The sequence below is a fragment of the Cobetia sp. UIB-001 genome, from assembly GCF_044789135.1.
Classification (GTDB): domain Bacteria; phylum Pseudomonadota; class Gammaproteobacteria; order Pseudomonadales; family Halomonadaceae; genus Cobetia; species Cobetia amphilecti.
In genome coordinates this window covers 1,752,637-1,773,155 of sequence record NZ_CP058244.1, presented here as the reverse complement: position 1 = coordinate 1,773,155, position 20,519 = coordinate 1,752,637, and the positions used below count along the sequence as shown (strand labels likewise).

The following is a 20,519-nucleotide window of genomic DNA, read 5'->3' as shown; positions in this document are numbered from 1 at the left end:
AATAGAAGTTAAGCAGAATTGAGACCTTGTCTCAGGCCTCAATTCTGCTTAATAAACTAAATTATACTAGTGCTTTAACTTGCTTATTCTCTACTACCAGGACGCGATCCGCGACCTTGCGCAGCAGCGCCGCATCATGACTGACCAGCACCAGCGCCGTGCCCTGCTCGCGCACCATCTTCACCATGCAGGCGATCACCTCCTGCTGAACCAGCGGATCGAGGCGTGAGGTCGGCTCATCGGCGAACACGAAGCGCGGCTTGATCAGCATCAGACGCAACAGCGCGAAACGCTGCAGCTCGCCACCCGAGACCTGCCCCGGCAGACGCGAAAGCAATTCCGGCGCCAGGCTCAGTTGCTCCATCAGCTGCGGCAGCTGGCTGTCGTCGAGACGATGGCGTGCGCTGAGATCCTTCAACAGGCGCCCCAGTGTCCGGCGTGGCGGGAAGGTCGCCACGGGGTCCTGATAGAGCTTCTGATACTCCAGGCGTTCGGCATGCTGGACCACGCGTCCTGAATGCGGTGCCAACAGGCCGAGCAGCGCATCGCCCAGCGATGACTTGCCACAGCCTGAAGCGCCCTGGACACCGATGATCTCACCGCCCTTCACGCTGAGTTCCACGTCACGCAGCAATGTGGTGTCCCCGCGCGCGATGGTCAGGTTCTCGGCGCGAATGATGGTCTCGCCTGCCGCCTTGCCATCACCGCTTGCACCGTCGGCTGCCGGCTTGAAGGTGGCCTCCGGCCAGGCCTGCGGCGCGGCATTCACCAGGCGTCGGGTATAGGCATGTGTCGGCGCGGCCAGCACGTCACGCGTCGCGCCCTGCTCGATCACCTGCCCCTTGCGTACCACCATCAGCCGGCCACCGATCTGGTGTGCAAGCGCCATGTCATGGGTGATGACCATCAAGCCGGCACGCGGTGTCTCGGCCAGTGACTTGAGCAGCAGCTCGCCGATCTCGCTGACGCGGGCGGCGTCCAGCCCCTTGGTCGGCTCGTCGGCGATCAACAGCGGCGCGCCGCCGGCGCGGGCGGCCGCAAAGGCTACACGTTGCGCCATGCCACCGGACAGCTTGCCCGGCAACTGCTCGCTGGCCGCGGCGACACCCAGCTGCTCCAGATCACTGCGCGCGGCCGCGTGGGAGGCCTGCGCCGAACGCCCCGCGACCAGTCGATATGCCTCTCCGACCTGACGAATCACCTTCATCAGCGGGTCCAGCGCCAGCCAGGGCTCCTGGGGCAATACCGCAAGCCGGCGCCCCCAGAGCGGGCGCCGATTCTCTGGCGTATGCAGAGGATATTGCTCGCCGTCGAGCCACAGGCTGCCGGAGGCCACAAGCTCCGGGGGCAGCGTGCCCAGCAGTGCCTGAGCCAGCAGACTCTTGCCGGACCCCGTCTCACCGATCACCACCAGCGGCTCGCCCGCCTTGAGCGCAAGTGAGACAGGCTCCAGCAGCGCCGTCTGCGCGCCCTGGACCCGCACGCTCACATCCTCGGCACTCAGCACCACATCATCCGCCGTTGCCCCATGCCGCGTGTGAGAGGCAGGCGTAGTCATTGTCGCGACATTCATGGGCGCGCTCCTTCGAGGGTGTCCGCGGCGGTTGACGTTCTGGCCTTGCTGCCGGACATCAGCAACAGCCCCAGCAACAGCAGGAAGGTGACCAGCACCGGCGTCAGCAGCGCGAATGGCGCTTCACGCCAGTACGGCAACAGCTCGACCATCATGGTGCCCAGCTCCGGCGTGGGCTCCGGAATGCCGACGTGCACGAAGCCCAGCGCGGCAATCGCCATCAGGGCGTTGGCCATGCCGAAGGCCATCGCCGTCATCATCACGGGCGCCATTTCGGGCCACAGGTGATGACGAAACCGGTACCAGGCCCCGAAGCCCAGCAGACGGCTGGCCTCGACCCCGGGACTCGCCAGCACGCTGCGACCGGTGGCGCGGGCCAGGCGGAAGAATTCCACCCACAGCACCAGCGACAGACCCAACCACAATGCCAGAGGCGTCGACGGCAGGATGACGCTGACCATCAGCACCAGCAGCAGCCCCGGCAATGCCAGCAGGCTGTCTGCCACCAGGCTCAACAGGCGCTCGGCCCAGCCACCGCGTCCTGCGGCCAGCAGCCCCAGCGAGATGCCCGAAAACGCGGCCAGAATCACCGCCCCCGCGGCGATGGAAAGCGACAGCCCGAGCGCCGCCACCAGGCGGTGATACAGGGAGCGCCCAAGGTGGTCATAGCCCAGCGGGGCACTGGTGATCACCTCGCCGGCGCCAGAGACACCGACGGCATCCGCGCCCTGCAGCGCACGATAGAGATGCTGCTCCAGCGGGTCTCCCGGTATCACCAGATTGCCCAGCAAGGCCAGCAGCACCAGACTGGCGACCATCGCGGCCCCGATCACCCGGCGCAACGGCCAGTCAAGACGTGGACGACGCGCGGCTTCCACGCGCTGCGGCGCAAGCCCTTCCACCACCTGATTCATTTCACACCCCGTGGGTCCAGTTGGCGACCCAGCAGATCGACCAGCAGATTGATCACGACAAAGCCGACGCCCAGCACCAGGGCGGTGCCCTGCACCATCGGCACATCGCGCGAGAAGATGGCGTGCACCAGCGCATGGCCGATGCCCGGCCAGCCGAAGATGCTCTCGATCACCACCACCCCTTCCACCAGGGTCACGAACTGCAGTCCCAGGTAGGTCACCAGCGGCAAGGCCACATGGCGCAGGCCGTGACGCCAGAAGGTCTGGGCGTTGCTGAGGCCCTTCCAGCGCGCGAAATCATGGAAGGCCGTCTGGGTGACGGCGGCCATGGCATCGCGTGCCAGGCGTGCCGATACCGCTGCCAGCCCGAGCGCCAGCGTCATCGCCGGCAGAATGAAGTGCTGCGGCTCACCATGACCGGCGGCCGGTAGCAGGCCCATCTCCACCGAGATCAGCAGGATCAGCACCAGCGCCAGCAGGAACTGCGGCGTGGCACGCAGCAGACTGCAGACGGCCAGCAGGCTACGGTCCAACCAGCCACCGGCACGCAGACCGGCCAGCAGCCCCAGCGGCGGGCCGATCAGCAGCGAGATGCCCAGCGCAGCGCCGGCGAGCGACAAGGAGTTGCCCAGCTGATGACGAATCTCCACCCACACCGATTCACCGGAAATCAGCGAGGTGCCAAGCTCCAGGCGCAGGATATCGCCCAGCCAGTAAAGGAAGTGCAAGCCGCCCTGTGCCTCGAGGCCCAGTTCGGCGCGTACCGAGGCCGCAGCGGCCGCATCCAGCGCATCATAGCCATAGCGGCCGGCCGCGATACGCCAGGCGGCATCGCCGGGCAGACTCTGCATCATCAGATAGCTGGCGCCGCCGACCATCAGCACCACCATCAATAGCTGCAACAGACGTGAAGGGAGATTCATTGTGCCCACCGCAATTCTGAAAGGCCGAAACTACGCTCCCAGGGGTCTACCTGAGCGCTTTGCAGTCGATTGGAGATCGCCAGGTTCTGGTAGTACCAGGCGATGGGGATCACGGGCAGCGCCCGCTGGATCACGCCGCTGGCCTGGGCGCGCGGGTCCTGCCCTGCGGGCGTGGGCCCATAGCCCTCGCGTGCCATGCGCTCAAGCTCGGCGGTGAAGTCCGCATCGAACCAGCCCATCGCGCCCCAGTCACCACCGGGGGCCTCGGGGGTTCCCGCGTAATCGCTCAGCACGTTGCCGATGGGGTCCGGCACCATGGCCAGATTGCGCGCGAACAGCGCCATGTCGAGGCTGCCGTCGTGGTGGCCGGCCGGAATCGCCGAGAAGTTGGTGATATCCAGACGCGTCTGGATGCCGATGGCGTGGAACTGGCGCTCCAGCACCGTGGCGACCAGCGGCAGCTCCGGGCGGTCCGAGAAGGTGATCAGGCTGATCGCGAGACGCTGGCCATCCTTGTGGCGGATGCCATCCTCCGCGACCTTCCAACCTGCGGCTTCCAGCAATGCACGCGCCTTGGCGACATCCTGATGCAGCTCGGGCAGTGCGGGGTCATGCCAGCCTTCCACCATCGGCGGGAACAGCTGGCTGGCGCCACGCGGATAGCGCAGCACGACCTGCGCGATGGCGGTGCGATCGATCGCCAGACTCAATGCACGCCGCACAGCGGGGTCCTGAAAGGCCGGATGATTGGCGTTGACCTTCAACAGCATCGTGCGCGGCGTCGCGGCCGCCGCCAGAGTCACACGCGGTGACTGGGAGAGACGCTGGCGACTGGCGGGGTCCAGCCCGTAGGTGAAGTCGGCATCTCCGCTCTCGGCGATCAATGCCCTGCCCTCGGCGCGGCTCACCGCCTGATAGCGCGCCTGGCGCACCTCGGGCTGCGGGCCCCAGTAGTCCTCGAAGGCGGTGACTTCCAGGCTCAAGGGCGGCGTCATGCGCAGCATGCGATAGGGGCCAGTGCCGATGACCTGCTGGGCGGTGCCCGTCTCATCGAAGGCTGCCGGCGCGAGTATCTGCTGGCGATAATCGGCCAGATAGGCGGGCAATGCGGCGAAGGGCTCGCTGAGGGCAATCGCCAGCGTCTGGGCATCTTCGGCGACGATCCGCTCGACCGGTACCGACTTCAACAGACCCGGCTTGGCACGTGCGATCTCGAGCACCTGACGCGCCACCTCGGCATCCAGCTGGCTGCCATCATGGAACTGCACGCCGGAGCGGAGCGTGAAGCGCCACTCCAGGCCGTCATCCGAGACCTCCCAATCGGTCGCCAATCCCGGCTGCAGCTCTCCCGTGGCATCCACCTCGACCAGTGTCTCGACGATCTGCATGCGCTGGAAAAGAATGCCGCTGAGCAGCGGATCCGCCCCCTTGATGTCGAAGGGTGCCACGATCTCCAGACGTCGTGTGTCAGCCGCCGACGCTTGCGCCGCTGAGGCATCTTGCGCATGGCTGGGCTGCACCATGGCCAGGCTCAGCGCGACGCTGGCAACGGCCAGCCGCCTGAGATCGTGAAGGAAGGTTCGGTATTGCCACCGAAGCCTTGAGAGCAATTTGACCATCGATATCGCGCGTCCCGAGCAAGAGCATGGATGCCGACGCGCAATCGGCGCCGACGAACAAAAACGCAATGTTATAGTGTAACTATTACGTTTTGGCAACTCTCGACTCACCTTCTACGACTGGGCAAGGCTGGACAGGCACTTGAGAGGCACTTGTGAGGTGCTTGAGAGAGACTTGAGAGGTGCAGGACAAGTACTGGACAGGCATTCACTTGTCAGCGGCAACCCAACATCCGATGATAGATGGCAAACTACATTAGTATGCGCTAACCGACTGGTCCGCTATCAGGGACGCATAGTCATCAGTCCGCGCATCTGTACCCCTACCCTCAACAATAAGCGACAGGATCATGGATGATCTCAGCATTACCCCTATCAGCGATTCAGCTTGCAGCAGCTATCTGAGCGCCGCGGCTCGGCGACTGTGCTGCGGCAACATGCTCGCGACCTACAAACGGCATGGCATGAGCTGGGACGAGGAACTGTTCAGCGAGCGCTGGCGGGACAACGAGAACTACGCGATACGCATCAATGGCGAATGGGTCGGCTTCATAAGCCTCAAGGCCCTGCCGGATATCCTGTATCTGCGCGACCTGCAACTGGTGCCACATTGGCAAGGCCGTGGTGTCGGCTCCGCCTGCCTGAACTGGTTGATCCAGCTGGCAACGCAACAGGAGTACGGCCAGTCGCTGATGAAAGACCGAGCCTCCGAGCTTTCCCCGGGCGCTCAACCCTGCCCGCGCGCGCTGCGTCTGAGAGTCTTCTCCGACAGCCCGGCATTGGCGCTCTACCAGCGCCACGGTTTCACACTGGTCAATGAGCAGTGCACCCCGACGCGCAGTGGCAGCATCATGGCACTGGAAAGACCCCTCGCCTTCCAGACAGCGCCGACGCTTGCCCCGCGGGGTGATCACGCGCCCCTGCCCCTGTCGGGCAATGCCTCTCTCGACACGATCATCGACGACCTTACCGAGGAAGACGCCTTGACGATCACCGCCAAGCGCAAGCGACAGTCCCCTCCGGCCGCGCGGAACATCGCGCATCATTAGGCGATTTCCCGTGCGCGATTTCCGCCAGATACGACAATGCCCGGTCATAGGACCGGGCATTGTCGTTCAGGGCTCATTCACCATCATGGGGTGAGATTTTCCTGCGCTGATGGCTGATGGGCTCCTCCTCAGCGGGCGAGGAAGTCCAGGATATAGCGCACGGTATCCTGCGGCTTTTCATCCGTCACCCAGTGACCGGCATCCTTCACCCAGATCAGCTCGGCACCCGGAATGGCATCTGCCAGCATCGGGGCGTAATCCGGCTTCTGGAAGTTGTCCTTGTCGCCCCACAGCACCAGAGTCTTGATCTCGATATTCTTGAGCTCACCGGCGATGGACTGGGTGTATTCCTTGTTGAGACGACGCATGTTGCGGAAGAAAGCCGCCTTGCCTTGCTCGCTGTTCCACTGGGACACATAGCGCTCGACCATCTCTTCGGTCGCGACGGCCGGATCATGCACACCACTGGGCATGAAGCCGCGCATGGTGCTGATGAATTCCTCGACGCTGGTCGCTTCCTCGACGCCCGGCTCCAGCAGCTGCTTGAACTCCGGAATCGGCCAGGAATCGAAGCACACGCTGTCGATCAGTACCTGACGGCGAACACGCTCGGGATGATTGACGGCCATCAGCTGACCGATGCCCCCGCCGATATCATGCGAGACGACATCCGCACTCGCCACACCCAGTGAATCCATCAGCTTGATGAAGATGCGTGTCTGGGCATTGATGGAAACGTCAGCATCCACCGGCATGTCCGACTCGCCATAGTTGAGCATGTCCGGGGCGATGACACGATAATGCCTGGCCAATTCCGGCATCACATCACGCCACATCAGCTTGTTGGTCGGAATGCCGTGAATCAACAACAGCGGCTGACCTTCACCCATTTCCTTGTAGGCAATGCGGTGCCCTTCGATCATCGCATAACGGGTTTCCAGGGCTTCCATTGTCACGTTGTCGTGGCTCATTGCTGACCTCTTCGCTTGATGAATACTCAATCACGGCCTGGCGAAACAGTGCTATATCGCGGTGATGCCGTGAACGTGGGACCACCTTACGGATTCCTGAGCGATCACTCAAGCACGATTTTGATTGATTGCTCAAAATACGCTTTAATGGCTCCATCAAATTCAAGGGAAACGCCCATGGCCCGTGTCATCAACCGCAGTCTGCTCGATCTTCGTCGCCTGACCATCAACCTGGTGACCTACCCCGAAGGCCACAGCGTGATGCGCCACAACGACCCGATGGGCAGCGGCAGCTACTACAAGCTCAATATCGTGCTCAAGAAGCCCCGCCGGGGCGGTGTCTTCGAGACCGATGGCAGCCTCTTTCGCCTCGCGGACCGCGTGGTGCTGTTTCGCCCCGACCTTCACGAACACAGCGTCAGCCGCATCGAGCGCGGCAAACGCGTACTGCTGAGCATCACCTTGCACGCGCCCTGGCGCTGAACCGCAATGGGACTGCGCAAAAGAACCTGACGCAAAAGCGGATAATGAAACAGATAGCGGGTAGCGCCAAGTGACAAAAAAACGCCAGTCAGTAATTGCTGACTGGCGTTTTTTCCCACCTGAATCCAGGCCAATAACGACGTGCTCGACAATGTGCTGCCTTGGCTATTTCATCCGGTCCAGCCCGACGCGATAACGGGCAAAGCCCATCTCGTCATGATCCACCAACGTCATCGGGTAGACCGCCTGGGCATCAATGAACTGCTGCGCATCCTCGCCGGGGGCGGTGGTGAAGCGAATGTCCAGCGGGGTATCGGTGTCGATCGCGGCCAGCCGCCAGTTGTGATCCGCCGCGGGGTCCACCGCGCCCTGCTGCTGCGTCTGGCGCGAGATGTACTGGGCCAGAATGCTGCGATTTTCATCCGGTGACGCGAAGGCGACATGTGACTCTCCGGTGCCGGGGAAGTCCTCGCCGTAGGCGCGATAGTTGTTGGTCGCAAGCAGGAAGACATCTTCGTCCTTGACCGGCTCGCCCTCATAGGTGAGGCCCTGGATACGGTGGGCATCGGCGTCGATCAGCGTGCAATTGCCGTCGTAACGCGCCGGCTGCGTGACATCCACCTGATAGTCGACGCCATCGATCACGTCGAAGTTGTAGCTGCGGAAACCTTCCCAGTTGATCAAGGGCTGGGGCGTGGCGAGATCCGGATCAATGCGATGGAACTGGCCGGCGCTGCACTCGAGCCATTCCCGCACTTCCCTGCCGGTGACCTTGAGCGCCACCAGCGTATTCGGATAGAGATAGAGATCGGCGGCATTGCGGAAGCTCAGCTCGCCCGCCTCCATCTCGGTGAACTGGGTCGGGTCATTGTGACGGCCGCCGACCTTGAACGGCGCAGCTGCCGAAAGAATCGGCAAGCCTTCCAGGTCCGGGTCGCCTTCGACGAAGCGTTTGACGTAATCGGCCTGGGCGCGATTGACGATCTGGATCGTCGGGTCGTCCTGCACCAGCGCCAGATAGCTCTTCATCGCCGCACTGGCGCGGCCGATGCTGCGATTGACGTACTCGCGCGTGGCGTCGTGCTCATGATCAACCAGCGCCGCCAGTTCGGCATCTTCCGCCACCTGTGCCTCGCCGCCCACCTGAATCGGGCGGGCTTCTGTCTGGCCGCTCACTACCCGCCACTGGCCCGAGGCATTGCTCAGTTCGAGATCCATCACGCCCACATGGCTGCCCCAATGCCCCGGCATCATCGCCGGCACGCCATTCAGGGTGCCCCTGGCGATATCGGCCCCCGGTACCTCGGCGAATTCCTCGCTGGGGAAGACGGCATGGGCATGCCCGAAGGCGATGCCATCGATGCCCTCGACCTGCGAGAGGTAATACACCGAATTCTCGGCCATCACCCGGTAGGGGTCGGTCGAGATGCCGGAGTGCGGGATGGCGATCACCACATCCGCGCCCGCCCGGCGCATCTCGGGCACCCAGCGCCTGGCGCTCTCGGTGATGTCCTCGGCCGTCAGGCGGCCCTGGAGGTGTTTGCGGTCCCAGGTCATCACCTGCGGCGGCGCGAAGCCGATATAGCCGATCTTCAAGGTCTGAGCGTTGCCCTCACTGTCGGTGAAGGCATGAGGGGTGATCTGGTAGGGCGTGAAGTACGGCTCGCCTGTCGTGGCGTCCAGCAGGTTGGCGTTCACATAGGGGAACTGCGCGCCGGACAGCGCCCGTTCGAGATACTCGAGCCCGTAATTGAATTCATGATTGCCGATGTTGCCGACATCGTAATCCAGCTGATTCATGACCTTGTAGGCCGGGAAGACATCGCCCTCATTGAGCCCCTCCGCCGCCATGTAATCGCCCATCGGGCTGCCCTGGATGAGGTCGCCATTATCCAGCAGCACGCTGTTGGCCACCTCGGCACGCGCCTGCTTGATCAGACTCGCCGCGCGGACCAGGCCGATGCGCACGCTGGGACGGTCCTTGTAATAGTCGTAATCCATCACATTGGCGTGGATGTCGGTGGTCTCGATCACGCGCAGTGACAGCGTCGCGGCATTGGCTGGCTGAGCGATCATGAAGATACCTCCGAGACTGGCCAGGCCAAGGATGGCTGCCCGCAAAGGCGGCTTGCGCCGACGTCCGGGGTGCTGCGCAACAGCTGGCGAGTCAGACGCCCGTTGATCTTCGCTAGCCGATGAAGCATTCGCCATCTCTCACTTCCTTGTCATGGGGGGATGTGCCAGTGCCCCTTGGGGGCAGCGCTCCATTATTCAGATGCCGACGCCTCAGGCAACTGGCGGTCTCTGCCCGCCAGCCAGCCGACACCTGCCATCAACACACTGAGGACGGCGCAGACCATCAGTGCCAGCTGCCAATTGCCCTGCATGTCGTAGAGCGCGCCGATCAGCGGCGGCCCCATGGCCGCGAGCAGATAGCCCAGCGTCTGCGCCATGCTCGACAGTGACGCCGACTGCATGGCATCGCGCGCCCGCAGCCCCATGAACGACAAGGCGAGAATGAAGCTGGCCCCGGAACCCGCGCCCAGCAACAGCACCCACACCAGTGCCCACTCCGGCATCAGCCATAGCCCGATGAATCCCGCCAGCGACATGCAGGGCGTCGCGAAGGCGATCAGGCGTTGATCCTTCAGGCGCGGCATCAGGGGCACCAGAATCAATCCCGGCAAGGCCGAAGCCAGCTGGAGTAGACCATGCAACGAACCCGCCTTCTCGGCCGAGAAGCCATTGTCCGCCAGCATGCTCGGCAGCCAGCTGTTGACGGTATAGAACAGCAGCGAATTGATGCCCATGAACAGCGTCACCTGCCAGGCCAGTGGCGAGTGCCACACGGCTGCCTGACGCACCGGACGCGCGGCACCCTTCTCGGCTTCCTTCTCGGCTTCCTTCTCGGCACCCTTCTCGGCTTCCTTCGCCGCCGCCGGCAGGGAACGACGTAACAACTGCGGACACCACACCCCCATCGTCACCAATGGCAAGATGACCACTATGAGCATCGCGTACTGCCAGCCAGCGCTGCTACCCTGTGCCAACGGCACCATCAGCGCCGAGGCGATGGCGGCCATGATGCCCATGGTCAGCACATAGCAGGAGGTGAGCAGCGCGACATGCTGCGCAAAGCTGCGTTTGACCAGACTGGGCAGCAGCACATTGCCCACGGCGATGCCCGCCCCGATCAGGCCGATCCCCAGATAGAGGGCCAGCATGCTGCCCTGCACCCGCAGCACGATGCCCGCGGCGATCGTCAGCAAGGCGAGGAAGAGACTGCGTTCAAGCCCGAGACCTCTGGCGAGGCGCGGCACCCAGGGCGAGACGACGACGAAGGCCAGCAGCGGCAGGATCATCAACAAGCCAGCCGCCGTGGCATTGAAGCCCAGCGCCGCCTGCAGGCGCTCCAGCAGTGGCGCGATACTGGTGAAGGGCGCACGCAGGTTCATGGCGATCAACAGGATACCGGCGATCAATACGGCCGGATGGCTCAGTCGCCGGACAGGAGACGAGTGGCAGAGTTCAGTCATGAGGCGCTCGCAGCGATCGTGAAACGGGGTAATGGCGGGACGACACCCAAGAGATGAGTCCGCGCACAGAGTGAGGCTAGCTTAATCCCCTCGCCCACTGCAGAATTGAGCCATCATGACATCAGATCACTGAAATCAGACAATCTGCGAGCCGCCATGTCAGTGACCACACCCGTCCTACCGTCATCGCCCGGGGTCAGCACCCGTGGCCCCGATCAGGTGCCCTTCTCCAGCAGCGTCTGCGAGCATGACCCGGACATCTACGAGATTCCGGCCAGCGCCCTGCATGTCGAGACCGGCCAACAGGTGATGGAGGTGCCGATCCACCAGCATCGCAAGGGACAGCTGGTCATCGCCCTGCATGGCGTGGTGACCAGTCGTGTGCCGGAAGGTCTGTGGATGGTGCCGCCGCACAGCGGGGTCTGGATTCCCGGTAACCTGCCCCACAGCAATCATCTGACCCGTGGCGGCCGCGTCTGTCATCTGTTCATCGAGCCCGGTGCGCTCGAGATGCCTAGCCACAGCTGCACGCTGTCGATCTCGCCCCTGCTGCGTGAGCTGGTGCTGCGTCTGGCGGAGCTCCCCCAGCCATATCCTGAACAGGGGCCGACAGCGCGGCTGGTCGGTGTGCTGCTGGAAGAGCTGGCCTGCATGCCCAGCGAACGTCTGCATCTGCCCTTGCCCGAAGACCCGCGGCTGACCCGCATCAGCGATGCTCTGATCAAGACCCCGGATGACCGACGCACCCTGGCCGAGTGGGCGAGCGAACTGGCGATGAGCGAACGCACCCTCGCCCGGCTTATCCAGCGTGACACCGGCCTGAGCTTCAGCCGCTGGCGTCAGCAACTGCACCTGGTGGTGGCGATTCGCCTGCTGGCAGAAGGCATGAGCGTGCAGCGCGTCTCGGAAGACGTCGGCTATCAGTCCGTCAACGCCTTCATCAGCATGTTCAAGAAGCTGCTCGGTACCACGCCCGCCCGCTACCTGCAGGAACGCGAGCAACGCCGCTCGGGCAGTGGCATGGGTAACGACAGCCGCGTCATGACACAACGGCACACCGGCGGACTGTAAAGGCTTAGCATCGTGATAAATAGTGGCAGCTGCGCGGCGACCGAGTCGCTGTGGCAACTGCTCAACGAGAGCCCACCCTCGGTGTAAGCCCACCTGGCGCTCACCTGTCTGCCGAGCACTGACTTGACCAGCACTGACTTCACTAGCACTGACAGGAGTGGCACGCACCTGCCAACCGTTTCTTGAGGAACCAGCATGAATCGCATCAACCCCGACAAGCTGTTGCAGAGCAAATGGACCGCCGTGTCGCCCCGGGAGCGTGAGCGCCATTTCATCGTCACGCGCCTGATCCGCGATGAGCAGGACGAACATGTGGTCGAGGTCGTGTTGCAGGCGGTCCTGACACGCAGGGATTACACCCTCGCCTGGCGCGAGCTCAAGGCAGATGATGTCTGGCAGATGGGCTGGAAATGACGGGCTGGGAATGATGACCAGCCGTGAGCATCGCTGAACGCAGAAACGCCGCCCGAGGGCGGCGTTTCTGCGTCTACGCAACAGAGGATGAAACGGGGTGATGCCTGACCTTGCCTGGCCTTGGCTGGCCTTGAGACTGACCGCAAGGCGCTGAGAAGAGATCTCAGGCCACTACCTCGGCTTCCAGCTGGTCACACAGCAGCGCCATGCGCTGCACCGCTTCCAGCAGGCTGTCGTCCGGCACGGTCAGAGCGACACGTACCAGCGGCGTACCGCAATCACCGAAGACGCTGCCGGGCATTACCGCCACCTGCTGCTGTTCCAGCAGCCGCCAGGCGAATTGCTCGCCGTTCAGGCCGGTGCGTGAGACATCGACCATCAGGAACATGCCGCCCTGGGGCAGGCTGGAGGACAGCTGCGGGATGGCCGCCAGCGCCTCATGCACCAGACGCGCGCGGCGCCCGAGAGAGTCGCGCAGACGCTCGGTGGTATCGAAATCTCCGCGCAGCGCGGCCTCGGTCATGTCGGCGATGAAGGGCTGGTTGCCGAACAGCATGGTTTCCGAGACAGGCAACAGCCGACGACAGAATTCCGCCGAGCCGATGGCCCAGCCACTGCGAAAGCCGGTGGCGGCATGGCTCTTGGAGATCGAGGACACCACCACGGTGCGCTCACGCAGTGCCTCGATTTCCAGCGGCGAGACGAATTCGCCCGTGAAGATCAGCGCTTCATAGACCTCATCGCAGACGATCCACAGATCATGCTCGCGACATAGCGCGCCGATGTGCTCGAGGGTCGCCCGATCCATCACCGCCCCGGTCGGATTGTGCGGCGTATTGAGCAGCAACACACGGCTCTGCGGCGTGATGGCCGCGGCCAGATCTTCCGGCTGCAACACGAAGCCATGCTCCATGCGCAGCGGTACCGGCTGCAGGTCACCGCCGGCGCCGCGGATCACGCCCTCATAGGTCGCGTAGTAGGGGTCGCCGGTCAGTACGCCGGCCCCCTCCTCCACCAGCGCCAGCATCACCGCGAACAGCGCCGTCTGCGTGCCGGGGAAACACAGCACGTTGTCTGCGCTGATCTCGGGCATGCGCGCCGCGTAGCGCTCGGCCAGCGCCGCGACCAGCCCCGGCTCGCCACGGCCATCGGAGTAGCGGGTACGACCGGCGCGCAGCGCCTCGACACAGTGCTCGACCAGGGCCGGATGCGTGGCGATATCCGGCTCGCCGATGGTCAGCTCGATGATCGGCTCGCCGGCCTGGATACGCTGGCGGGCAGCGCTGTGAACGGCCCATTTGTCACCGCCCAGATCACTCAGTCGTTCGGTAATGGTGGCGTAGCGCATGCTCAACTCCTGTGAGGTGGGGGTGATGTCGTGATAGCGACGTGCTCAAGCAAGGCGCCCTGTGGCAGCCGCAGAATGCCCTCTGCCGCCCGCATGGCGATCGCGGGCAGCCGCTCGACCGGATAGAGGCCATGTTCCAGCCCGCCTTCCAGCCACAGGCCATCGATCAAGCCATTGAGGGCGATCGCCTGCTCCTGACATTCGCTCTCGGTGGCGGGCAGCGCATGGGCACTCAACACCGGCTGGACCAGCTGTGCGAGCAGGTCGAGAAACTCGCGATAGGTTTCCTGGTGCACCGCCGAATAGCTGGCATCGTGGCGTACCCGGCCGATGAAGGTCGCCCACAGGGAGATCTTGTGGGCGGCCAGGTTGGGCTGCGTGAGACTCGCCGCGATGAAGCGCGCCAGACGACACGCCGGGGATTCATCACTGGCCGGGCTGGCATCGGCGATATCGGAGGTCAACTGGCCCATCATGTAGGCGTAGGCGGCCCGCACCATGTCGTCCTTGGTGCCGAAATGGTGGCGAATCAGTCCGGGCGAGACCCCGGCAGCCTCCGCCACGCGGCGCACGCTGGCGCCGGCCAGACCATGCTGCGCGACACAGCTCAGGGTGGCTTCCAGCAGGTCGCGACGACGCTGGTCCTGGGAAAGCCGCTGGAATGCCTTGCGACTCATCGTGATGTCTCCCGTCCGGTCGCGGGCCCGCGCATCAGGCACTCGATGGCCTCTCGAGCGACGATGCCTTCAACAGCGCGCCTGCTATCAACAACGATAATCACAGCCAAGGCTCTCCAGCAGTCGCAGATGAGACTCCCACTCCAGCGCCAGATCTCCCTCCTCGTGGATGGCCATGTCGTACTGACCGACCACATGCTCACAGATCTCGGGCGAGAGGCGGCGCACCGGCTGGCCCATGGACAGGGTCGCGACCTGGATCTCGCAGCTGCGCTCGAGATAGAACATGTTGTTGAACATCTCGGCGGCAGAGGCGCCGGTGGTCAGCAGGCCATGATTGCGCAGGATCAGCGCTGGATTGTCGCCAAGGCTCGCCACGATGCGCTCGCGCTCATCCAGATCCAGCGCGATACCCTCGTAATCGTGGTAGGAGACGCGGCCATGGAACTGCAGGGCGATCTGATTCAGGGGCAAGAGCCCTTCTTCCAGGCTCGACACCGCCACACCGGCGCGGGTATGGGTATGCATGATCCAGCTGGCTGAGTGACTTGCCGCATGAATCGCCGAGTGAATGGTGAAACCGGCCGGATTGACCCGCGCGGCGCTGTCATCGACCTTCTGGCCGTTGACGTCGATCTTGACCAGCGAGGACGCCGTGATCTCCTCCCAGCGCCAGCCGTAGGGATTGATCAGAAAATGCCCTTCCTCATCCGGCACCCGCGCCGTGATGTGGGTGTAGATCAGGTCGGTCATGCGGTAGTGCGCTGCCAACCGGTAGCAGGCCGCCAGGTCCAGGCGTGCTTGCCACTCCGCGTCACTCATGGTCGATGCCGGCATGTTGCTGTCTCCTGTGGTCACAATGTCGCTGTCTGGGGTCGAGAAAGGCTCGGCTGAGCCTTGAGAGGCATTGAAGCGTTCACCTTCGGGGCTCAAGCGCCGCGTGCCTCAATCGCCGCGGGTCTCAATCGCTGCGGCCCTCAATAGCCGCGCTGGCGATCCACGCCCAGCGTGAGCGGCAGCCCATCGCGCAACTCACGCGCCGTGGCCACCACCTGCTCGGCCACCACCTCGGGGAGCGAGTCACTGGCCACGTGCGGCGTGATGCGCAGGCGCGCGTCCTGCCACCAGCGGTGAGTGGGCGCCAGCGGCTCCTCGCGGAAGACATCCAGCGTCGCGCCTGCCAGTTGCCCGGAATCGAGCGCGGCTTCAAGGTCCGCTTCCACCAGGTGCTCGCCGCGGCCGATCTGCACCAGCCAGGCGCCACGGCGCAGCCGGGCGAACAAGGCAGCATTCAGCACGTTCTCGGTCACCGGGGTCAGCGGCAGGATATTGATCAGGTAATCGGCACCGTCGGCCGCCGCCATGACGGCAGCGTCACCGGTCAGGTAACGCACACCCGGCACCGGCGCAGCCGGTTCGCTGCGACAGGCGACCGTCACCGAGAATCCCAGGGTCGACAGCGAAGTGACCACGGCGCGCCCCATGCTGCCGTGGCCCAGCACGGCCACCTGTGCCTTCTCTGGCGCACGCATTGCCAACGGCTGCCATTCGCCACGCATGGCATTGTCGGCCATGACGGCGAACTCGCGCTCGCGATGCAGTACCTCGTGAGCGGCGAAACCGGCCATCAGATACGCCTGATGCGGGTCGCGCACCCGTGCGACATGAACCTCGGCCGAGAGCCCCGGATGCCCCAGCAGGGCATCCACCCCCGCCGCGATCGACATGGCAAGCCGAAGATTCGGGTACGGCGTGAAGGCGTCCTCCCCCGGCTGCCAGCAGATGGCGAACCGCACCTCGCTCGGGACCTCGATCTCATGCGGATGACGCAGCACGACATCGTCGCCCAGCTGGCGCAGTGCTTCACCGTAGACGCTGTCCAGGTCCAGGGATTCACTCAGATAGACACCCAGAATCGGGGCTTGGCTTGGCATTGGCTCTCCTTTGACACGACTGGCAGCGAGTGGGTTGCCATGGATTTCCCCTCACTATTGCACAATCGTATAACTACTGCCAACCGTCACGTGCTCCCCTGCTCCCTCATCGCCTTGCCAATGCCTTGATCGATGGGGTGTTGCCGTCACCGCACTGATCTGGATGAAACATGCGCGCCACAACGACAAAAGGAGAGGCGCAAGCGCCTCTCCTTTTTCATGTGTCATCTGGTCGATGGTGCTGCTGGCGTCAGCGGTGATGATAGCCTGCCGCTGCCAGCCTGATGGCAGCGAGGGGGTTCACAGCGAGGCCACCTTCGCCACTGGCGGGCGCTGCTTGCCCTGGGTGACGATGTAGATACCGCTTGCGACCACGATGGCGGCGCCCAGCAAGGTCATGGCATCGAGGCTTTCCCCCAGCACCATGACCCCGAGCGCCAAGGCAAACAGGACGCGGGTATAGCGAAATGGCGTGACCACCGAGACCTCGCCCTTGCGCATGGCAATCGTCAAGGCGTTGTAGGCGATGACCCCGAGTATCACGGCACCCACGATCAGCCAGGTCGCCTCGGGCGCATACGCAAGCGGGGTCTGCTGGTAGAGAGCGATCAGCCCCCCCGCCGGGATCAGGGCGAGAAAGCCGTAGATGCCGAGCTGGACGTTGGACAGCGACGCCGGCGCGCCGCGCGTCGCCAGGTCCCGTCCGGCGAAGCCGATCGTGCTGATCACCGCAAACAGTGAGGTCATGTTGAAGCTGTCGAGGCCGGGGCGCACGATCAGCAATACACCAATGAAGCCGACACCGATTGCCAGCCAGCGCTTGCGGCTGACGCGCTCCCCGAAGAACAGTGCCGCCCCGGCCACCACGACCAGCGGCGTCGCCTGCAGGATGGTGGAGGCAGTGGAAAGCGGCATCAGGGTGATGGCGAGGGCGAAGCTGCTGCGGGCGATGATTTCACAGATGACACGCACCAGAATCGGACGCGAGAAGATCGCCGCAGGCATGAGGGACTCACCGCGCAGGCAGGTCAACAGCATGAAGACCAGCATGCCGCCGAGACCGAACAGCATCAGGGTGATACCGGTCGAGGTATGCCCCGCCGCCAACTTGAACAACAGATCCTCCACCGCGAATGCTGCCATCGCGATGACCATGAAAACACTACCACGCATATTGTCCACTCAAGCCCCCTTGGTCTTTCAAGTCACATTCACCAGACGGTCTGGCGGCCAGGATCAAGCGCGTATCGCGCTGCAACATCACCCCACGGCAGGCAGCGGGTCCGCTTGATCATCGGTAGCATCGTCCTGCCACCACGCCATCAAGTCTTGCACCCTGCGCTTGAGGTGAAACAGGCGCGATTGCCGCAAAGAGGCGTTTCAGAAACCCCCATGATGGCGCAAGGCCACGCTATCCGGCACTCGAGTGATGCGCTGGCAGCGCTCTTGTTAGACGAAAGATATGGCGTCAGGCGCCCGGCGCGCTCGAATCTGAACGTCAAGGAAAGCCAGAACTTCACGGCAAGCCTCGCACAGCAAGACGCCCGCGATCAGCAAGCAGGAGCTCGTGAACGCGGGCGTCAGTCCTCAAAGTCTCTTCACACGGCTCAGTCCTGCTGATTCTCCAGCAGCGACTTCAGGCCATGCGGCTGGCATCGCAGGTACTGGGGCGCGGCCTTGACAGTGTCACCCAGCGCAGCGGCCGCGTGCCACGGCCAGCGCGGGTCGTAGAGAATGCCACGCGCCAGCGCGATGGCATCGGCACGCTCGTTCGCCAGCAGATCTTCGGCCTGCTGCGGCTCGGTGATCAGGCCAACGGCAATCACCGGCATCTTCACCTGCGCCTTCAGGGCCTCGGCGTGCGGCACCTGATAGTTGGGCGCTACCGGAATCTGCTGCTGCGCGCTGAGCCCGCCACTGGAGACATGCAGATAGTGGCAGCCACGACGGTCCAGCGCCTTGGCAAGTTCGATGCTCTGCTCGAGGTCCCAGCCGCCCTCGACCCAGTCCGTCGCGCTGATCCGGATGCCCAGCATCACATGCTGCGGGATCGCGGCCCGCACGGCGTCAAAGACCTCAAGCGTCAGACGCATGCGATTCTCGAGCGAGCCACCGTAGTCATCATCGCGCTGATTGCTCAACGGCGACAGGAACTCGTGCAGCAGATAACCATGCGCCGCATGCAGCTCGATGCCGTCCAGGCCGATGTCGACGGCGCGCTGCGCCGCCGCCACGAAGTCCGCGATGGTGCGGCGGATCTGCTCGCCACTCATCGCCTCGGGGAGCGGCCCGCCTTCGCTGAAGGGAATCGCGCTGGGGGCAAGTACCTGCCAGCCATTGTCGTTGCCTGGCGCGATGGCGGCACCGCCATCCCAGGGCTTCTGGCAGGATGCCTTGCGTCCCGCATGACCGATCTGCACCGCCAGCGGCATCGGCGAATAGCGGCGGATACGCTCGACGACTCCCTGCATGGCTTGCTGGCATGCCTCATCGTAGAGCCCGACATCGCCATGGGTGATGCGCCCTTCCGGGGCGACGGCGCTGGCCTCGAAGATCAGAAGCCCAGCCCCGGACTGGGCGAGATTGCCAAGATGCTGATCATGCCAGGCCTGCATCTGGCCCTCCTCGGCGGAGTACTGACACATGGGCGCGATGATGATGCGATTGTCCAGCGTGAGCGGGCCGAGGGTGAGCGGTGAAAACAGTGTGGACATGGAGTTCCTCTGGAGGCAGACAGGGCGGGTTCGGCAAGACGCAGGCGCGAACATGGCGAGATGGTCCGTGCTGCCAAAGCCGATGCAGTGCAAGCACAATGCGGGCACCGGGCAGGCGCCACAAGCGCAGGTTGGCCGTGATGACGGCAACGCTGAGTTGCCCATGCTTCACTCACGCCCTGCCAGCGCCCCACCATCAGCGACTCGCCTCAGCATCAGCGACTCACCTCACCCTCCAGCACTTCCTTGACCAGCAGACGCCCGACATCGGCAATCGCGGCATTGCGTGCTGCCAGGTCCGCCTCGCTTTCGGTCAGATAGACCGCCACGATCAACGGGGCACGCAACGGCGGCCACAGGATGGCAACGTCATTGTTGGTGCCATATCCCCCGCCGCCGGTCTTGTCCGCGATCTGCCAGTCATCGGGCAAGGCCGCCCGCAGCTTGTCATCGCCGGTGGTGTTGGCCAGCATCCAGCCCTGCAGAGCCAGGCGCGATGGCTCGCTCAGCGCATCCCCCACCAGCAGTCGCTGCAGGGTGGCCGCCATCGCGTGCGGCGTGGTGGTATCGCGCGGGTCACCGGGAGTGGCCTCATTGAGCGACGTTTCACGTCTGTCCAGCCGCGTGCTGTCATCGTCCAGGCGCCGCAGATAGGCCGTCAGTGCGGCAGGGCCGCCCAGGGCGTCGAGAATCAGGTTGCCCGCGGTATTGTCGCTGGTCGTGATGGTGGCATGGCACAACACCTCGAGCGTCAGGCCTCCATCCCGGGTGTGGTGCTCGGTGATGGGGGAATAGGTCACGAGGTCCGCCGGGCGAATCTCCACCTTGCGTGACAACGATTCCTGGCCTTCGTCCACCCGTGAGAGCAGATGACCACAGGCCAGCACCTTGAAGGTGCTGCTCATGGGGAAGCGCTCATCCCCCCGCCAGCTGAAACGGGTGCCATCGGCGGTATCCAGAACACTGACACCGATTCGCGCGCCGACCTCTGATTCGATGGCCTGAATGGCCGAGGCCGAGAGCGACTTGTCAGCGGCCAACGCATCGTCTGCGGCCTGAGCGCCCAGCGGCAGACAGGCAAGCGCGGCGGCCGCCAGCCACTGCTGCCAGCGCCTTGTGGGCCTGGCGGCAGGCTTTGCCGCGAGGCTGGCGGAGTGCAAGCGGAACGAGGGGTGATCAGCACCGCACCGGCGCTGAGGAGTTGAAGGCATCAATGACATGTCCTGATCATGGGGAGCGGCCGTGTCGCAAGACACGACCCAATATGCAGCATGCTACATGTACCATAGTCGC

General features: G+C 64.0%; 18 protein-coding genes. 4 read left to right on the top strand and 14 right to left on the bottom strand.

The annotated features are described in order from the left end of the window. Positions 1-61: 61 nt before the first annotated feature. From HA399_RS07520 to HA399_RS07505, 4 genes are read right to left on the bottom strand one after another with little or no spacing between them, the layout of a single operon-like run. A complete protein-coding gene (locus HA399_RS07520; protein ID WP_404326681.1) occupies positions 62-1,573 on the bottom strand; it encodes an ABC transporter ATP-binding protein in 1,512 nt (503 codons plus the stop codon). Further along, complete coding sequence (locus HA399_RS07515; RefSeq protein WP_404326680.1) at positions 1,570-2,487, bottom strand: ABC transporter permease; 918 nt, start codon at positions 2,485-2,487, stop codon at positions 1,570-1,572. Before HA399_RS07515 ends, HA399_RS07520 begins: the two co-directional genes overlap by 4 nt. After that, positions 2,484-3,410 (bottom strand): ABC transporter permease, encoded by a 927-nt coding sequence (locus HA399_RS07510; RefSeq protein ID WP_176493202.1) that lies wholly within the window; start codon positions 3,408-3,410, stop codon positions 2,484-2,486. Before HA399_RS07510 ends, HA399_RS07515 begins: the two co-directional genes overlap by 4 nt. Continuing rightward, a complete protein-coding gene (locus HA399_RS07505; RefSeq protein WP_404326679.1) occupies positions 3,407-4,933 on the bottom strand; it encodes an ABC transporter substrate-binding protein in 1,527 nt (508 codons plus the stop codon). Before HA399_RS07505 ends, HA399_RS07510 begins: the two co-directional genes overlap by 4 nt. Before the next feature lie 446 nt (positions 4,934-5,379). Here HA399_RS07505 and HA399_RS07500 point away from each other — a divergent pair, with 446 nt between their 5' ends. Then, positions 5,380-6,078 (top strand): GNAT family N-acetyltransferase, encoded by a 699-nt coding sequence (locus tag HA399_RS07500; protein ID WP_192838167.1) that lies wholly within the window; start codon positions 5,380-5,382, stop codon positions 6,076-6,078. A gap of 128 nt (positions 6,079-6,206) precedes the next feature. Here the strand turns inward: HA399_RS07500 and HA399_RS07495 are convergent, their stop codons facing one another. Next, a complete protein-coding gene (locus tag HA399_RS07495; RefSeq protein ID WP_404326678.1) occupies positions 6,207-7,049 on the bottom strand; it encodes an alpha/beta fold hydrolase in 843 nt (280 codons plus the stop codon). 177 nt (positions 7,050-7,226) lie between these two features. Here HA399_RS07495 and HA399_RS07490 point away from each other — a divergent pair, with 177 nt between their 5' ends. Continuing rightward, a complete protein-coding gene (locus HA399_RS07490; RefSeq protein WP_404326676.1) occupies positions 7,227-7,532 on the top strand; it encodes a hypothetical protein in 306 nt (101 codons plus the stop codon). Positions 7,533-7,697: 165 nt separating this feature from the next. On the opposite strand, the gene HA399_RS07485 is transcribed toward HA399_RS07490, so the two are convergent. Together HA399_RS07485 and HA399_RS07480 are read right to left on the bottom strand one after the other, a co-directional pair. Beyond that, on the bottom strand, positions 7,698-9,608 hold the full coding sequence (locus HA399_RS07485) for a bifunctional 2',3'-cyclic-nucleotide 2'-phosphodiesterase/3'-nucleotidase (protein ID WP_404326675.1): 1,911 nt from the start codon (positions 9,606-9,608) through the stop codon (positions 7,698-7,700). A 191-nt stretch (positions 9,609-9,799) separates the two neighbouring features. Then, the gene (locus tag HA399_RS07480) at positions 9,800-11,068 is read right to left on the bottom strand and encodes an MFS transporter (protein WP_404326673.1); all 1,269 of its coding nucleotides are present in this window, start codon (positions 11,066-11,068) and stop codon (positions 9,800-9,802) included. A 156-nt stretch (positions 11,069-11,224) separates the two neighbouring features. On the opposite strand from HA399_RS07480, the gene HA399_RS07475 reads away from it, so the two are divergent. Continuing rightward, the gene (locus HA399_RS07475) at positions 11,225-12,139 is read left to right on the top strand and encodes a helix-turn-helix domain-containing protein (RefSeq protein ID WP_404326671.1); all 915 of its coding nucleotides are present in this window, start codon (positions 11,225-11,227) and stop codon (positions 12,137-12,139) included. A 195-nt stretch (positions 12,140-12,334) separates the two neighbouring features. Beyond that, a complete protein-coding gene (locus HA399_RS07470; RefSeq protein WP_043332808.1) occupies positions 12,335-12,553 on the top strand; it encodes a TIGR02450 family Trp-rich protein in 219 nt (72 codons plus the stop codon). A gap of 163 nt (positions 12,554-12,716) precedes the next feature. Here HA399_RS07470 and HA399_RS07465 read toward each other — a convergent pair whose 3' ends face one another. From HA399_RS07465 to bla, 7 genes are all read right to left on the bottom strand, one after another. Next, positions 12,717-13,901 carry a pyridoxal phosphate-dependent aminotransferase gene (locus HA399_RS07465; protein WP_404326669.1) on the bottom strand — a complete coding sequence of 395 codons (1,185 nt, stop codon included), beginning with the start codon at positions 13,899-13,901 and terminating at the stop codon, positions 12,717-12,719. 2 nt (positions 13,902-13,903) lie between these two features. Continuing rightward, on the bottom strand, positions 13,904-14,578 hold the full coding sequence (locus HA399_RS07460; protein WP_404326668.1) for a TetR/AcrR family transcriptional regulator: 675 nt from the start codon (positions 14,576-14,578) through the stop codon (positions 13,904-13,906). Positions 14,579-14,665: 87 nt separating this feature from the next. Continuing rightward, complete coding sequence (locus HA399_RS07455) at positions 14,666-15,415, bottom strand: class II aldolase/adducin family protein (RefSeq protein ID WP_197738731.1); 750 nt, start codon at positions 15,413-15,415, stop codon at positions 14,666-14,668. A 140-nt stretch (positions 15,416-15,555) separates the two neighbouring features. After that, positions 15,556-16,512, bottom strand: a complete 957-nt coding sequence (locus HA399_RS07450; protein ID WP_404326667.1) for an NAD(P)-dependent oxidoreductase — start codon at positions 16,510-16,512, stop codon at positions 15,556-15,558. Between the two features lie 300 nt (positions 16,513-16,812). Next, positions 16,813-17,685, bottom strand: a complete 873-nt coding sequence (locus HA399_RS07445) for a DMT family transporter (RefSeq protein WP_209443786.1) — start codon at positions 17,683-17,685, stop codon at positions 16,813-16,815. Positions 17,686-18,119: 434 nt separating this feature from the next. Further along, entirely contained in the window at positions 18,120-19,226 is a 1,107-nt protein-coding gene (locus HA399_RS07440; protein WP_404326666.1) for an NADH:flavin oxidoreductase/NADH oxidase, read from the bottom strand. Between the two features lie 215 nt (positions 19,227-19,441). Then, positions 19,442-20,437: a class A beta-lactamase gene (bla, locus tag HA399_RS07435; protein WP_404326664.1), complete on the bottom strand. Its 996-nt coding sequence runs from the start codon at positions 20,435-20,437 to the stop codon at positions 19,442-19,444. Positions 20,438-20,519: the final 82 nt, after the last annotated feature.

Coding starts and splice junctions, on each gene's coding strand:
- HA399_RS07440 (WP_404326666.1), bottom strand. CDS start 19,226: ATGTCCACACTGTTTTCACCGCTCACCCTCGGCCCGCTCACGCTGGAC.
- HA399_RS07470 (WP_043332808.1), top strand. CDS start 12,335: ATGAATCGCATCAACCCCGACAAGCTGTTGCAGAGCAAATGGACCGCC.
- HA399_RS07515 (WP_404326680.1), bottom strand. CDS start 2,487: ATGAATCAGGTGGTGGAAGGGCTTGCGCCGCAGCGCGTGGAAGCCGCG.
- HA399_RS07480 (WP_404326673.1), bottom strand. CDS start 11,068: ATGACTGAACTCTGCCACTCGTCTCCTGTCCGGCGACTGAGCCATCCG.
- HA399_RS07495 (WP_404326678.1), bottom strand. CDS start 7,049: ATGAGCCACGACAACGTGACAATGGAAGCCCTGGAAACCCGTTATGCG.
- HA399_RS07485 (WP_404326675.1), bottom strand. CDS start 9,608: ATGATCGCTCAGCCAGCCAATGCCGCGACGCTGTCACTGCGCGTGATC.
- HA399_RS07455 (WP_197738731.1), bottom strand. CDS start 15,415: ATGCCGGCATCGACCATGAGTGACGCGGAGTGGCAAGCACGCCTGGAC.
- HA399_RS07500 (WP_192838167.1), top strand. CDS start 5,380: ATGGATGATCTCAGCATTACCCCTATCAGCGATTCAGCTTGCAGCAGC.
- HA399_RS07450 (WP_404326667.1), bottom strand. CDS start 16,512: ATGCCAAGCCAAGCCCCGATTCTGGGTGTCTATCTGAGTGAATCCCTG.
- HA399_RS07465 (WP_404326669.1), bottom strand. CDS start 13,901: ATGCGCTACGCCACCATTACCGAACGACTGAGTGATCTGGGCGGTGAC.
- HA399_RS07510 (WP_176493202.1), bottom strand. CDS start 3,410: ATGAATCTCCCTTCACGTCTGTTGCAGCTATTGATGGTGGTGCTGATG.
- HA399_RS07505 (WP_404326679.1), bottom strand. CDS start 4,933: ATGGTGCAGCCCAGCCATGCGCAAGATGCCTCAGCGGCGCAAGCGTCG.
- HA399_RS07520 (WP_404326681.1), bottom strand. CDS start 1,573: ATGAATGTCGCGACAATGACTACGCCTGCCTCTCACACGCGGCATGGG.
- HA399_RS07475 (WP_404326671.1), top strand. CDS start 11,225: ATGTCAGTGACCACACCCGTCCTACCGTCATCGCCCGGGGTCAGCACC.
- HA399_RS07490 (WP_404326676.1), top strand. CDS start 7,227: ATGGCCCGTGTCATCAACCGCAGTCTGCTCGATCTTCGTCGCCTGACC.
- bla (WP_404326664.1), bottom strand. CDS start 20,437: ATGCCTTCAACTCCTCAGCGCCGGTGCGGTGCTGATCACCCCTCGTTC.
- HA399_RS07460 (WP_404326668.1), bottom strand. CDS start 14,578: ATGAGTCGCAAGGCATTCCAGCGGCTTTCCCAGGACCAGCGTCGTCGC.
- HA399_RS07445 (WP_209443786.1), bottom strand. CDS start 17,685: ATGCGTGGTAGTGTTTTCATGGTCATCGCGATGGCAGCATTCGCGGTG.